Here is a 14,116-nt window from a genome sequence, read left to right as displayed (position 1 = left end):
ACTGACTTTTTTTGAACCTGATGGAGGAAGCCAAGCCATGTCAATTAACAATAGAAAAGAACCCTTTCGATACACATTGAAGGAACCGATCCACTTTGAGATCTATATTCTCAGCATCAACGGGGTTAACGCACCAGCCAAGCCCATTCAGGCTGAACTCTGTGACATCAGTCGATCCGGCTGTCAGCTGTCATTTCCGCTATCCCTTCCTGTAGAGAATAACGATATTCGGATTGGAATGAATATGCTGCTTTTTGAAGACCCTCTATATATGGAAGGCACTCTCCGCTGGGGTCAAGAAAAAAATACCTCATGGCACTATGGGGTTCAACTCGAAATGCAGGATGGGAACCAGGACCGTCTCTCTAGAGAGATGCGAATGCTTGCAGGACAAGGCAAAATCATTGTGAAATAGTTAAATAGCCTTAAAACCTGTAACAAAAACAAAAAAACAGCCCAATCAAATTGGACTGTCGCAAGATGAAACTCTTTATGCCGCTTTACTAACTGTCGCTGGTTGTTCCATTTTGGACCAGTTCACGGTTTTTTCAAGAACCAGTGAAACCAATACCCCTATGACGAGACCATTACTTATGATCGGAATGAGGTACATGGGCAAAGTTTGAAAGGCCTCCGCAGGAATATTCATGACCGCAACTCCCGTGAGGACCGGCAACGCTACACGATAGATCGTTTTAGAATTAAACGTCGTACCTTCAAGCGTTCTAAGTGCCGTGCCGAACATCTGAAGATAAGCCACGAACAAAACCGCACTGCCGACGCTTGGTGGTATTTGTGCAAAAAATGCTGTCACTGAAGGTGTAAGACCTATCACACATAACATCCCCGCTCCAATAATCAAAGCAGCACGACGCAGAATGCGAGTACTCTCCAGGAACCCGATCGATGATGCAAATAAACCATAGGGCAGCACACCTACACAGGCTGACAACATCGTGAACAGACCCGTTAGCGCATAGGAATGCCTATACTGACGACTTGTTGTTTCTGTCCGGTATAGTTTCTCAACTGTGCTTAATGTGGTGATCGAATTCGTCATGTTCACCAGTCCCACGAAAAATGCAGTAATGACAATACCCGGTTCCCATCTGGGCGCTCCCCACGGAAACAGTTCGAGACCAGCCGGGGCCTGATTCGGCTGTCCGCTATGTTGTCCAGGAAACAATAGACTATAAGCGATCCAGCCTGCCACAATCCCAATCAGGATCGCGTAGTTCCCCAGTTTCCCCCTACCCTTTAATTGAATCCATGCCACCAAAAATGCAATGACAACGGACAATGCGGCAACAGGCAGATTGAAGCGGCCAAACTCCGTATATCCAATCATACCTTTGAAAAAATTCATGGTTAATTGAATCGTCATTAAGAACAACATGGCACTCTTCACCATAGGTGTGAACAGCTTTTGCAGCACTTGCGCTGCTCCCAGCCAACCCAGAATCACCATCGTTAATCCCGCTAACAGAAAACCTGCAGCCAGCCCACCGCCAATACGCTCCAGACTCATACCGGCCGATGAAGCAGATACCGTCAAACTTAGCGTCAATCCCCACCATAATCCTGACGGACCATCCATAATCGCATATCGATGACCAAATACGGCTTGAAGAATACACACTGCTCCGGTAAGGATAAATGCGTGCTGCATGGAGGCAGCGATGGCATCCGGAGACAGATGAAAATTATGTCCAATGGATAGCGGAACAACAACGGTATTGGTAAACAGGAAGAAAAACCACTGTATACCTGCCAAAATCAGTGAAGATACGTCCTTCATATTCTTTTGTGTAAAATGCTCTTGATGTCTGTTCATTCGTTTGGAATATCCTTTCACTGTTCTGTATCATAAATGTATAGCCTTTTCAGACTTGGGTTAATAGTCGTTCCATCTCGGTATACCGATGCCGGTTCGCATGTGCAAGCGGTGTAATCCCGTCCCGATCCGCAATCTTTGGATCTGCACCATATTGTAAAAGCAAGGCAACAATCTGCTGGTGACGCGGCCCACCATCTCCCAAAATGACCGCTTCCAACAAGGCTGTCCACCCCAGGTTGTTGATATGGTTCACATCCACATCACTGCGTGTCAGCAGAAGCTCCACAATGTCCACATGGCCCCGATCCGCTGCTGGGATAAGAGCTGTGCCGCCAAAACGATTTGTTAACCTCGTATCTGCACCTGCAGTAATCGCCAATTCGACCATGTCATACATACCCTCAGCACTCGCGTATAACAGCAGGTTGTCCAATCGTGCATCCCGAAGATTAATGTCGGCTCCGGCGTCCACTAACATCCTTGCCGTGTCTATCTTGTTACCGTGCACCGCTGCCAGCAGAGGTGTCCGCCCCAATGTATCCCGTTCGTTCAACCGGTTACCCTGTTGTGTGATAAATCGAATGACCTCATCGGTATGGCCCGCTTGAGCAGCATCATGTATTGTTCTAACCACGTTGTTTTATCCTCCAATTCAAGGTCTTTCTCATGCAGTAATATGGCAGTAATATTCATATAGAAACCAAACCCTGTTAGTCAGGTATGCAAATCTAATGTATGGTAACATAAGATCGTAGTATATTAAAAATACATGTTTTGTTGCCTTTCCATACGAATTACATATACATTGCAGGCGAAGGAGAACAACCACTTGGATATCAAACAATGTCGCTATTTCATTGCCATTGCTGAGGAGAAACAGATTACAGCCGCAGCTCGAAGACTTCACATGGCTCAGCCACCCTTAAGCCAGCAGCTTAAGTTAATGGAAGAAGAGCTTGGTGTGATTCTATTTGAACGCAAAGGGCGTATGATGGAACTAACGCAGGCGGGGCGCAGCTTCTATGATTATGCGGTTACCTTGACCAAATATATGGAGGAAGCTGTAATGGAGATGCAAAGTTTCCGTCACGGCATACGGGGCAAACTCGCCATCGGCATCAATACCATATCGGATCGCCTGATCCCGCAAGCACTGCAACAGTTTCGCACCACCCACCCACAGGTTACCTATAAAATTCAACAAAATGAATCTGCGCAATTATGCCGATTGCTGGAAGATGGCAAAGTTGAACTTGCCTGTGTACGCATGCCTGTCCAGACTGAACGTTATGAGGTGCTGCATCTGCCACAGGAGCCCCTTTTCTATATTTCTTCAACACCGCTTGATAGCCCAACGGAGATGGGACCAGGAGCGGAGATGGGGACTTATTTTAAGCAGCTTACAGGAATCCCTCTACTGCTTCCAAGTACAGAAGGACTCGGCATGTTCGAGCTAATTTTGGACAAGTTTCGGGAGCATCAGGTTACCCCCTCCATCATGGGTGAGTGCTCAGACATTAATATGTTACTCGAGCTGGTCCGACTCGGCTTCGCCAGTTCCATCGTGCCTCACACGGTACTACAGCTATATCACGAGCACCCATTCCACGTATATCGCATCCAGGATCAGCATTCCACGGTCGGTTCGGCGCTGGTCTGGCTGCAGAACCGTTATCTGTCCAAGCCTGCACAACACTTTGTGCAACTGGTGCAGGGTATGCTTCCCGTGTAAAAGGCTATAAGCAAAAAAAACAGCAGCTTTACCGGATTACATTCCAGTGAAGCTGCTGTTTCATTTTTATGGTTAAGCTTTAGCTGTGAACAACAAGTCTTTTTCTTTGATCGTAGTGCGACCAGCAGACTCAATCGACTCATACTGATGCATATTTGTAATAATGACTGGTGTAATCGTTGTGTAACCGGCTTTTTCGATCTGTTCCCGGTCAAACTCCATCAGTACATCACCTACAGCAACCTTCGCACCTGCTTGAACTTTAGGAGAGAAGAATTGACCTTTCAGCTTCACGGTATCAATCCCGATATGAATCAACATCTCTGCGCCTGTATCACTTACCAGACCAATGGCATGTCCACTCTTCGATAACGAGAACACGGTTCCGTTGATCGGAGATACGACGCGACCTTCAGATGGTTGAATCGCGAATCCTTTACCCATAATCTCTTCAGAGAACGCAGGGTCTGGCACTTCGCTCAGTGGTTTAACTTCACCTGTGATCGGGCTGAATACTTGCTCATCTTGTGCTTTTGCTTCTTCAGTTACAGCAGCAGAAGTTGTTGCTGCTGCTGGTGTTGCCGGCTCAGCTGCTGGTGCAGCTACTGGCTCCGATGCATTTTCTTCTTGGAAGCCCAAGATATACGTAATGATTGCTGCCGCTACGATGGCAATCAAACCACCAACCAAAGCATAAATCAATGTGCTAATTGCTGGACTGACAAATGCCGCAATACTCGGCAGACCTGCAAGTCCTGTAATAACATACGATTTAACATTGAAGATTCCCATGAATGCACCAGCAATAGCACCCCCGCTGAGAGCTGCGATAAATGGTTTTTTGAACTTCATGTTGATACCATACATCGCTGGTTCCGTGATCCCCATAATAGCCGTAAGACCTGTGGAATAGGCCAGGGATTTGGTTTTGCTATTTCTCGATCTGAGACCTACACCAAATGCTGCACCACCTTGTGCCAAGTTAGCTGCAAACATCAGTGGAATAATAAAGTCGTAACCCAGTGTTGTCATTGAACCAACAACGATTGGCAGCAAAGCATAGTGCATACCTGTAATGATCAGCAGTGACATCGTACCACCAATCAGGATACTTGCGAAGATGGACATGTTATCGAACAACCATGAAATACCACCGGACAAACCATTACCAAGAACGGTACCCAATGGACCTACTGTCATCAACGTCAGTGGAACCATAATTAACAAGGTAACTGTTGGAACAATGAGTAACTTAAGTGAAGCATGTATAACACGATCAACGGCTTTCTCTACATATGAAGCAATCCAAACGGCCAGAACAATTGGAATAACTGTAGAAGAATACGTTGCCGCTATGACTGTAATCCCCATAAAGGATGAGTTATGACCATCGGCCAGCAATGCTGTAATGGTCGGGTGCATAATGCCCGCAGCAAGCGCCGCGGCAATATACATATTACTACCCAGCTTACGTGCAGCACTGATCGCCAGAATGATTGGCAGGAAGTAGAAGGCACCGTCACCAATTGCCGACAAAATGATATAGGTTGAACTAGTATTGGACAACCATCCAAGTGCGACAAGGATAGCCACGATCCCTTTGATCATACCAGCACCTGTAATCGCAGGCAGGATTGGTGTAAACATACCTGAGATGAAGTCGAACAACGCACTTATCGGATTTCTCTTTTTCTTTTCTCCAGTTGAAGCGCTTGAGGTTGCATTATCTGCGTTTGGTGATTTGGACATGTTGCCAACGAGTGCGTTATACACGATAGGCACATCGTTACCGATGATAACCTGGAACTGTCCACCGTTCTCCATAACGCCCATAACGCCTGGTGTATTTTTTAGCGTCGCTTTGTCCGCTTTTTGGTTGTCATTCAGGTTAAATCTGAGTCTTGTCATACAGTGTGTGACTTGATCGATATTCTCTTCGCCACCAACAAGCTTCAAAATATCCTTGGACAATTGTTGTTTATCCATTGTGTTTTGCTCCTTTTATGTGTAATGAAGGTTAAAAAAAAACCTAAACACTGAATAATGACAAAGCAGAAAAGCTTATCATTATTCAACGTTTAGGTTTTGCCTTTTTAGCAGTAACAATCCCAACTTTATTCAATTGTTTGTTCATTTCTGACAATTCGTTCAATATGAATGGTCAGATACAGTATTTCTTCCTTGGACAACACCCGATTATAGATCTTACGCGTATAGTCACTGATCCTTACTGCACATGCATGTGCTTCCGGATACTGCTTGCTCACCAAGTCATGAAGCGGATTATCTACTTCTTTATCTTCAATCGCCGTTCCTTGCAACACACGTTGGGCAAAGAACTTCAGATGAGTTAAAAATCGATAATAACTCAATGAATCTTCATCAAGTTCAATCACAAAGCTACGTCTTACGATGTTAAGTATGTCCTTAACGATGTTCGTAATACTGATCGTTTCCCTCATCTCACCGTTCATCTGGGCATTAACCAGATGCATTGCAATGAATGCGCATTCGTCTTCGGGTAGCAGGACACCTAATGTTTCCTCAATAATCTGTAGCGCCTTGAGTCCAATGGCATATTCCTTCCGGTACATGCGCTTGATCTCCCAGAACAATGCGTTACGGATCTGCAATCCTTGACGATGTCGATCAATGGCAAAATGAATATGATCCGTCAGTGAAATGTAGATGCTTTCATGCAGCTTCTCACCTAACACCGTCTCGGCATAACGGATAATCTCATCCGAGCACTCGACATATTCAACCGGGATATCAGACAGAAGTGTTTTAAGTTTCTGTGATACTTCCTTACTTTCAAGCGAGAATATTTTTTCGACGAGACTCTCGTCAATCGATTCACCAGTATGCTTTTTGAAGGCAATTCCACGTCCCATAACGACCAGTTCGTTTCCTCCCGGATCAATTACGGTAACTACGTTGTTGTTCAGCACCTTCTCAATTTTCATTTCTTCACATCACCTTGCACCGTCAAAGTAGTAAAAGGCAAAACCAAAGCAGGTCACGAAATATGCCCCGCTTCTGGTTTTGCCTGATTGAACAGTAACAATCCAGTATTCATTAGCCTTAGGCCCATCTTACCATATAATTATCCATATGACAATGTTTTTGTGAAAGCGGTTAATGTGCGTTAATGTGACATCAGAAGGTGCTTGCACAACTATGCTTATAGAACTAGTGTTTACTCGTTGTTGTTCTTAAGACTTGCGCCATTTGTACTAATAACTTCCTTGTACCAATGGAATGATTTTTTCTTGTAACGCTCCAATGTTCCTGACCCGTCATTGTTGCGGTCTACATAGATGAAACCATAACGTTTCTTCATCTCTGCTGTTGAAGCACTTACCAGGTCAATACAGCCCCATGACGTATAACCCATCACTTCTACGCCATCCTCAAGAGCTTCGCCAACCTGTACCAGATGGTCATTCAAGTATTGAATACGGTAATCATCGTTCACCGTTTTATTGCCATTTTCGTCCGTAATCAGTTCATCGACTGCGCCCAGACCATTTTCGACAATAAACAATGGTTTTTGATAACGGTCCCAGTATTTGTTCAAGGTTACGCGCAGTCCTTGCGGATCGATCTGCCAGCCCCACTCACTCGCTTTCAGATAAGGGTTTTGCACACCTGCGAACAGGTTTCCTTTGCCTTCGATACGTTTCTCGGGATCACCAGTCTCACAGATACTTACATAATAACTGAACGAGATAAAGTCTACGGTATGCTTCAGAATTTCAGCATCGCCATCTTCAAACTTAATATTGATATTATTCGCTTTGAAATAACGATTAATGTATTTCGGATAATAACCACGTGCATGGATATCAGCAAAGATATCATTGCGCTGTTCCGCATGCATCGCTGCAACCACATCATCCGGGTTTGGAGTCAACGGATACGTAGGCATGCTCAGTACCATACAGCCGATTTTGGCTTCAGGCATAATTTCATGACCCAGTTTCACAGCTAACGCACTGGCTACCAATTCATGATGAATCGCTTGGTACAGATCCTGTTTGGAAAGTTCTGCTTTTGGCGTGTAGATCCCGCCGCTCATGAATGGCTCCTCCAAAATGGAGTTGATTTCATTAAACGTCAGCCAGTATTTCACTTTGCCTTTGAAACGGTTAAACAGCACTGTTACATAACGCTCGTAGAAATCGATCATTTTACGGTTAACCCAGCCATCATACGTTTTGGACAAATGCAGCGGTGTCTCATAGTGAGAGATCGTTACGAGTGGTTCAATCCCGTATTTGTGGCACTCATCGAACAGGTCATCATAGAATTGCAGACCTTTCTCATTTGGCTCCAATTCATCACCTTTAGGGAAGATACGGGACCAAGCGATAGATGTACGGAACACTTTGAAGCCCATTTCAGCAAACAGTTTAACATCCTCTTTGTAGCGGTTGTAGAAATCGATACCGATCAGTTTCAGGTTATCTTCTGTAGGTGCTTCCGTTCTAGGCGTTGTAATCCCGTGTGGCATTACATCTTGAACAGACAGGCCTTTACCATCTGTATTATAAGCTCCTTCAAGTTGGTTGGCTGCTACAGCGCCGCCCCATAGGAAGTCCTTCGGAAATGGTGTAGTCATATCAATCATTCCTCTCATTATTTATCATTATAAAGTTGGTTATTGAACTTAGTTTGTTGACAATTGTTCCAATCGTTGCAGAATCAGCTCCAGCTGACCACCTGTAACCGACTTCGATGACTCAAATTGATCTTTGGACATACCGGACATAATACCGGCTTTGGCACTATTTTGAACGGCTTCATAAGCCCAATGCTTATCATTCAAATCCTTGAACAATACTACAGTTGACTCGTCTGCATCATTCCAGCCGCGACTCGTCAAAATATGGGCTACGATCACTGCCATCTGTGCACGTGTTACTTCCTCTCCCGAGGCAAATATCTGATTGCTGACACCTTTCATCAATCCTGCCTTAGTCACTGTTGCGATGGCCTGACGAGCCCATTCAGGAGCAGAATCTGTGTACGGGTAAGCAGATTCGTATACTTCAGGAAGATTTAACTTGTCGGCAAGCACGAGGGCGATCTGCGCTCTTGTTACAGGCTCAGTTGGTTTTGTTCCATGCTCTATGTTACCTCCATCCTGTTCGCCTGAAGTTCCTTTGCTTAGTTGGAACAGGTCGGCAAGTACTTCTTTATTGTCAAAAGCCGGTACCCATGACCAATGCTTCATGCCACCGTACAGTCTTTGGCTATCCATGTATGCATCGTCATACAGCGTCATATTGACATGCTTGGCTCCAAGCTCAGTCAAAGCCTGATAAGCCAAAGAGCTTGTCCGGCTGTCAGTGGTTGGATCATTTTTGGCATGCATAATCCATACTGGGACATCCACAATATCTTTCAGTTCTTTTTTGAATGCTTCTACAGATCCGGTATAATCCGCTACCGTATCCTTGGCCGCTACAATAATCGCTCCAGCAAACAGATCGGGATATTGTGTCAAGAAACGGAAGGCACCACCACCGCCACTGGAAACACCAGACAGATAGATCCGATTCGGATCAACTTCACCTTCAGCAACCAGCTTCTGAATCAACTCATACTGCGCCACGAAGTACGCCTGCATCTGGGCCAGTTGCTCCGGGTTATCATAGATTTTGAAGCTGTAATTCTCAGGATACTGTACGGCAAGCACGGAAGTATCATACCGCGATTCTGTCCATACTACTGCTCCACGATTAGCCGTAAGATGGCTGCGCCCGTCCGTACCAACTTCGCCACCACCATGGAGCCATACCATGAGCGGCTTCGGTTCTTCGGACGTGCTTCGTTTCAGTTGATAGGACAAGTTCGCACCGTTACTGCCTGTAAATTGTCCTTTTTCAAACTCATCGACCGTACGTGTTTTGACTACATTTACATTTTTATCGTCAAAAGAAAGTTCAGGATACGCCTTGCTTGTGACTGCAAATGCTGACTTAAATCCACCTGGATATTTAAAAGGCTTTACCGCCATATGGATGGTATGATCCGTAATTGTCAATTTTATTCCGTCATCTTCATACTCATTTTGTATGATCTCTTCCGCTTCATTTAAAGGATAGCCATCATAATTGCCAGTAATTTCGAAGTCTGAAGCTTTCAGATTCTGATATTTCTCCGGATTCGCTACAGTAATGTCAAAGGACTCTACCATCTCTCCAGGATCACCAACATAGGTATTGGCCTGGATTCGAGTAACCTGGGTGCTTTCCGCACCAACGGTTGCTGGCCAGATCACACTCAGACTTAGTGTCAGGGCAAGCATCCATCCCATACTTTTTGTGTTCATACTCCATCTTTTCAAAAGATATCCCTCCATATGTAATGTTTGCAGCACATAAAAAAGCGGACAAACGCTAATCAGCAGGCCCTCAGGAACATTAAATTCCATTAAACACTAACTGTTATATCAGGTTTGCCCGCTCAGAAAACGTGAGAACTACAGTTGCTCACCATTACTGGAGATTACGTTTTTGTACCAGTCGAATGAATCCTTTTTGGAACGTTTGAGTGTTCCGTTACCTTCGTCATCCAGATCCACGTAGATGAAACCATAACGTTTGGACATTTCGGAAGTGGACATGCTCACAAGGTCAATCGGGCCCCATGCTGTAAATCCAATCAGATCGACGCCATCTTTGATGGCTTCTTTCATTTGTTCGATGTGTTTTTTCAGGTAATCCACACGATAGGAGTCATGGATCGAACCGTCTTCTTCAACACGGTCATATGCACCCAGACCATTTTCTACGATGAACAATGGTTTCTGGTAACGATCCCAGAAGTTGTTCAAGGTTACGCGCAGACCGATCGGATCGATCTCCCAGCCCCAGTCGGATGCTTCCAGATAAGGGTTTTTCACGCCGCCAGTCAGGTTACCCGATGTTTCTTCCTTGTCTGCAGATGCAGATTTGGTTACGGACATGTAGTAGCTGAAGGAGATGAAATCAACGGTATTGTTCAGCAAGATCTCGTCATCGCCTGCTTCTTTTTGGATCACGATGTCGTTTTCTTCAAAATAACGAGCCATGTAGTTCGGGTATTTACCACGAGCATGCATGTCCGTGAAGAAGAGGTTAATCTGATTCTCGTGTTGAGCCAGACGAACATCTACCGGATTACATGTTGCTGCATAAGTTTCCATACGAGCAAGCATACAACCCACTTGGGAACCAGGCATAATCTCGTGAGCAAGCTTCGTTACCAATGCACTTGCTACAAATTGGTGATGCAGCGCTTGATAAGTGGTTTGCAGTTTGTTGTCCACTTTATCGATCAGAATGCCGCCGCCAGTGTATGGGCTGAACAGCATGACGTTAATTTCATTAAACGTCAGCCAGTATTTCACTTTATTTTTATAACGGTTGAACACCGTTTCTGCATACCGAACATAGTGCTGGATTACTTCACGGCCAGCCCAGCCGTTATATTTTTGCGTCAAGCCAAGCGGTGTCTCATAGTGAGACAATGTAACGAGCGGCTCGATGCCATATTTTAACAATTCGTCGAATACTTCATCATAGAATTTCAAGCCTGCTTCATTCGGCTCTTGATCATAACCGTTCGGGAAAATACGTGCCCAGTGAATGGACAAACGGAATACTTTGAAGCCCATTTCAGCGAATAATGCAATATCTTCTCTAAAGTGATGGTAGAAATCGATACCAAAACGTTTCGGGAAACGTTCTTCAAATTTGCCGGAGAGGATCTCTTCGATTCGGGAAGAGGAAATTTCCATAGCATGTCCGCCTGTACGCTTCTCTTTGGGAACATGAGCGATCATGTCCGCTGTGGAGAGGCCTTTGCCGTCCTTATCGAATGCACCCTCCAATTGATTGGCAGCTGTAGCGCCGCCCCATAGGAAGTTTTCGGGGAATCCTTTTTTTGCCGTGGTCATGAACAACAACCTCTTTTCGAAATTTATTTTGGTTTTTCCAGGTGAAAAATGGTGTGATTTAGAGCAGAAAACAAGAAAAACCTAAACTCAAGGTAAAATAGCACCAAAAAAAGGAGCTTTCATTTCACCATCAGTTTAGGTTTTGCCTGTCTTCACAGTTACAATCCATCAAAAGATGTTATTGCATATTCTGTTGTGTTTGCTCTTGTAATGTAAGCGTAACATATCTATTTTGCAAAATCAACTTCACTGGATCAACTGATCGCTCGCACACTCTCACCATCGAAAAAATTAACGTGGCATACGCATAATGGCCGCCCTTAATGCCTGCGCTCCTTCCTCCGTTTCCAGGTAAACAGCGGGACTTTGGTCCCCTAAAGCCGGGATATCTTTCGCTATCCATTCAAAAACGTACTCCCCCATTTCACACAAAAGCACCCGACTTATATCTGCCGGAATCCCTTGTAATCGCGCACGTTCTACCCACGCGGGGTCCAACTTTTGTCCAAGTTCTTCAAACCCTTCGGAAAATGAGTCCCAGCTTGTATGATTAAACTCCTTTAAATAGATACCTTTCATACTCATGTAATTTCACTCCCTGAATTGCAATTAATAACACCCAAGTCCTATCTGACACAATTCATCCTTAAGCCGCTTGAATCCGTTTCTGTAACAGGTAGACTTAATTTTAAATGTTTTTCGGGGGAAAGAACAGTCAAGGAGGATTCAATAATGACTCAGGAAGAAAACACATCCGGTTGGGATGCGATTGATCAATCCATGCGTGAATTGTATGGGGAACAAGAGCCAAAACACTACGGCACTGCCCTTCCATATATGCTAGGCGGCCCTGATCCACTTGATGGTATCAGCGTTTATGAGGTGAACACACCTATGCCTCACTGGCATTTTGTTACCTACGGTTTCTCTGAATTATATGAAAAAGAGATGCAGGATGCATCCAAGAGCGGGTATGGATTTGAAATCACCTTTCGGCTTACACGCAGTGAAGTAGAGACTGATCCGCCAGCCTGGGCGCTGAATCTGCTACAGAATGTAGGACGTTACGTGTTCAACAGCGGAAATATCTTTCAGCCAGGAGATTACATGGACGCCAATGGCCCCATCTGTCTGGAGTCCGATACTTTGCTGACAGCTCTCTCGTTTATTGAAGATCCGGATCTACCCGCAATCTCTACGCCTAATGGTTCAGTGCAATTTATTCAGATGGTTGGCATTACAGGTCGGGAACTGGAAATGATTCAAAGCTGGAATGCTCGTGGATTCCTGTCTGCCTCCTCCATGTTCATGCCCAAATATGTGACGGATCTGATGAGAAATTCGTACGCAGATATTCCTTCGGTTATACAAGCGGTTGAGGATGGAATGGAACAGGACGGGTCCAGCACAGCATTTTTATTCATACAACAACTGGCTTGGGAATCTCCTCGCAAAAAATTGCTGCAAAAATCGGTTCCGGCCAAACTCCAGCTTGGAGCCAAACAAGCCGTATTAGTTGGCACCATCCTTCGTAGCCGAATTTCGAAAGGTGCCTCTCTATCCTTGATCGGACCGGATACTAATATTCTGTTCGAAGCAGGAGAACATCCAACCGTATTGGAGTCGGACAGACAAGTTACCCTGACGGTGAACAAACAAATTGTTGAGGAGCTGGCAGAGAATCTTCGTCCGGTTGAAGGGACATTTGAGATAACTTCATTGGATCATATTCTCGTTCAGATTGTTAGAACAGAAATCAAGGACCAGGAAGGACACGTCATTCAAACGATTGGATGAGAACTGTGCAACAAGGAGAAAACAACATGCCTGCCATTACATTTGCCACACGACACGAAGAGTCCCCGACTTGCTCGCATGCAGCAGGAACGGCTCCGTTCGACTATTTACCAAAATCCAGTCTGGACAGGCTTCGTAAAATCAATCATTTCCTGATTCATGCATTCCAGAACAGTATCTCGGTTATCCAAGAGAATTTAACGGGCACTTATCTTTTTTTACTCACAGATAGCAACGGTGTGCTCCTCTCGATGAATTATAGTTCAGATCTTAAAGCTGTAGTAGAACATTCCCCCATTCGTCCTGGCATGTTCTTCACTGCACAGAGCTGTGGAGTTAACGCCATATCTGTAACGATGGACAGCAACGAGCCTGTAGTGCTGCTGCCCGAGCAGCATGAAAGTCCTTTTTTTCAAAGCTGGCATTGTTACGCCGCACCTCTGTTCATGGGATCGCAACATGTCGGTTATCTGGATGTGTCCACCATTAATGCAGATATGCAAGGTGAACTGATTGCCATTGCCAAGCTAATTCCAGCGTACATGCAGAACTGTTATCAGAGTCAACAGACTGCTGAAGCGTGCGACAAACCGGCGGTGGAGTTCACCGAGCGTCAGTTAACCATTCTGGAGATGATAGCCGGAGGCCTCACGGTAAAAGCCATTGCTTTGAAATTAAAGATCAAGGAATGCACCGTGAATCATCACAAAAAAGTGATTTTTAACAAATTAGGTGTGCAATCCAGCACAGAAGCTGTTTCAATTGCCAGCCGAATGTCTTATGTATAGAAGACCCCTATAGA

Annotated in this window: 12 protein-coding genes; 4 read left to right on the top strand and 8 right to left on the bottom strand. The window is 45.0% G+C overall.

Annotated features, from left to right (window positions below):
• Nucleotides 1-37 precede the first annotated feature (37 nt).
• Complete coding sequence (locus MHI01_RS26705; RefSeq protein WP_036617371.1) at nt 38-415, top strand: PilZ domain-containing protein; 378 nt, start codon at nt 38-40, stop codon at nt 413-415.
• A 75-nt stretch (nt 416-490) separates the two neighbouring features.
• Here MHI01_RS26705 and MHI01_RS26700 read toward each other — a convergent pair whose 3' ends face one another.
• Both MHI01_RS26700 and MHI01_RS26695 read right to left on the bottom strand, forming a co-directional pair.
• On the bottom strand, nt 491-1,834 hold the full coding sequence (locus MHI01_RS26700; RefSeq protein WP_340984519.1) for a uracil/xanthine transporter: 1,344 nt from the start codon (nt 1,832-1,834) through the stop codon (nt 491-493).
• A 49-nt stretch (nt 1,835-1,883) separates the two neighbouring features.
• Complete coding sequence (locus MHI01_RS26695; RefSeq protein WP_340018095.1) at nt 1,884-2,471, bottom strand: ankyrin repeat domain-containing protein; 588 nt, start codon at nt 2,469-2,471, stop codon at nt 1,884-1,886.
• Between the two features lie 195 nt (nt 2,472-2,666).
• On the opposite strand from MHI01_RS26695, the gene MHI01_RS26690 reads away from it, so the two are divergent.
• Entirely contained in the window at nt 2,667-3,569 is a 903-nt protein-coding gene (locus MHI01_RS26690; RefSeq protein WP_340984518.1) for a LysR family transcriptional regulator, read from the top strand.
• Nucleotides 3,570-3,641: 72 nt separating this feature from the next.
• On the opposite strand, the gene MHI01_RS26685 is transcribed toward MHI01_RS26690, so the two are convergent.
• The 6 genes from MHI01_RS26685 to MHI01_RS26660 all read right to left on the bottom strand — a co-directional run bounded on the left by MHI01_RS26685 (nt 3,642) and on the right by MHI01_RS26660 (nt 12,102).
• On the bottom strand, nt 3,642-5,555 hold the full coding sequence (locus MHI01_RS26685; protein WP_340984517.1) for a beta-glucoside-specific PTS transporter subunit IIABC: 1,914 nt from the start codon (nt 5,553-5,555) through the stop codon (nt 3,642-3,644).
• A gap of 128 nt (nt 5,556-5,683) precedes the next feature.
• Nucleotides 5,684-6,535: a BglG family transcription antiterminator LicT gene (gene licT, locus MHI01_RS26680; RefSeq protein WP_036617363.1), complete on the bottom strand. Its 852-nt coding sequence runs from the start codon at nt 6,533-6,535 to the stop codon at nt 5,684-5,686.
• A 233-nt stretch (nt 6,536-6,768) separates the two neighbouring features.
• Nucleotides 6,769-8,193 (bottom strand): glycoside hydrolase family 1 protein, encoded by a 1,425-nt coding sequence (locus MHI01_RS26675; protein WP_127550061.1) that lies wholly within the window; start codon nt 8,191-8,193, stop codon nt 6,769-6,771.
• Nucleotides 8,194-8,241: 48 nt separating this feature from the next.
• The gene (locus tag MHI01_RS26670) at nt 8,242-9,924 is read right to left on the bottom strand and encodes an S-layer homology domain-containing protein (protein WP_340984516.1); all 1,683 of its coding nucleotides are present in this window, start codon (nt 9,922-9,924) and stop codon (nt 8,242-8,244) included.
• A 135-nt stretch (nt 9,925-10,059) separates the two neighbouring features.
• Nucleotides 10,060-11,517 (bottom strand): glycoside hydrolase family 1 protein, encoded by a 1,458-nt coding sequence (locus MHI01_RS26665; RefSeq protein ID WP_036668687.1) that lies wholly within the window; start codon nt 11,515-11,517, stop codon nt 10,060-10,062.
• Nucleotides 11,518-11,808: 291 nt separating this feature from the next.
• Nucleotides 11,809-12,102 carry an antitoxin Xre/MbcA/ParS toxin-binding domain-containing protein gene (locus MHI01_RS26660; RefSeq protein ID WP_127550055.1) on the bottom strand — a complete coding sequence of 98 codons (294 nt, stop codon included), beginning with the start codon at nt 12,100-12,102 and terminating at the stop codon, nt 11,809-11,811.
• Nucleotides 12,103-12,249: 147 nt separating this feature from the next.
• Between MHI01_RS26660 and MHI01_RS26655 the strand changes: the two genes are divergently transcribed.
• The gene (locus MHI01_RS26655; RefSeq protein WP_340984515.1) at nt 12,250-13,314 is read left to right on the top strand and encodes a suppressor of fused domain protein; all 1,065 of its coding nucleotides are present in this window, start codon (nt 12,250-12,252) and stop codon (nt 13,312-13,314) included.
• A 26-nt stretch (nt 13,315-13,340) separates the two neighbouring features.
• A complete protein-coding gene (locus MHI01_RS26650) occupies nt 13,341-14,102 on the top strand; it encodes a LuxR C-terminal-related transcriptional regulator (RefSeq protein WP_076318764.1) in 762 nt (253 codons plus the stop codon).
• Nucleotides 14,103-14,116: the final 14 nt, after the last annotated feature.

It is taken from the genome of Paenibacillus sp. FSL M7-0656 (assembly GCF_038003225.1).
GTDB classification, from domain to species: domain Bacteria; phylum Bacillota; class Bacilli; order Paenibacillales; family Paenibacillaceae; genus Paenibacillus; species Paenibacillus amylolyticus.
This window is presented reverse-complemented; position numbering and strand designations above follow the sequence as displayed.

Excerpts from the sequence above, each read along its gene's own strand:
- MHI01_RS26685 (WP_340984517.1), bottom strand. The coding sequence starts at position 5,555 with ATGGATAAACAACAATTGTCCAAGGATATTTTGAAGCTTGTTGGTGGC.
- MHI01_RS26675 (WP_127550061.1), bottom strand. The coding sequence starts at position 8,193 with ATGACTACACCATTTCCGAAGGACTTCCTATGGGGCGGCGCTGTAGCA.
- MHI01_RS26660 (WP_127550055.1), bottom strand. The coding sequence starts at position 12,102 with ATGAGTATGAAAGGTATCTATTTAAAGGAGTTTAATCATACAAGCTGG.
- MHI01_RS26700 (WP_340984519.1), bottom strand. The coding sequence starts at position 1,834 with ATGAACAGACATCAAGAGCATTTTACACAAAAGAATATGAAGGACGTA.
- MHI01_RS26665 (WP_036668687.1), bottom strand. The coding sequence starts at position 11,517 with ATGACCACGGCAAAAAAAGGATTCCCCGAAAACTTCCTATGGGGCGGC.
- licT (WP_036617363.1), bottom strand. The coding sequence starts at position 6,535 with ATGAAAATTGAGAAGGTGCTGAACAACAACGTAGTTACCGTAATTGAT.
- MHI01_RS26655 (WP_340984515.1), top strand. The coding sequence starts at position 12,250 with ATGACTCAGGAAGAAAACACATCCGGTTGGGATGCGATTGATCAATCC.
- MHI01_RS26650 (WP_076318764.1), top strand. The coding sequence starts at position 13,341 with ATGCCTGCCATTACATTTGCCACACGACACGAAGAGTCCCCGACTTGC.
- MHI01_RS26705 (WP_036617371.1), top strand. The coding sequence starts at position 38 with ATGTCAATTAACAATAGAAAAGAACCCTTTCGATACACATTGAAGGAA.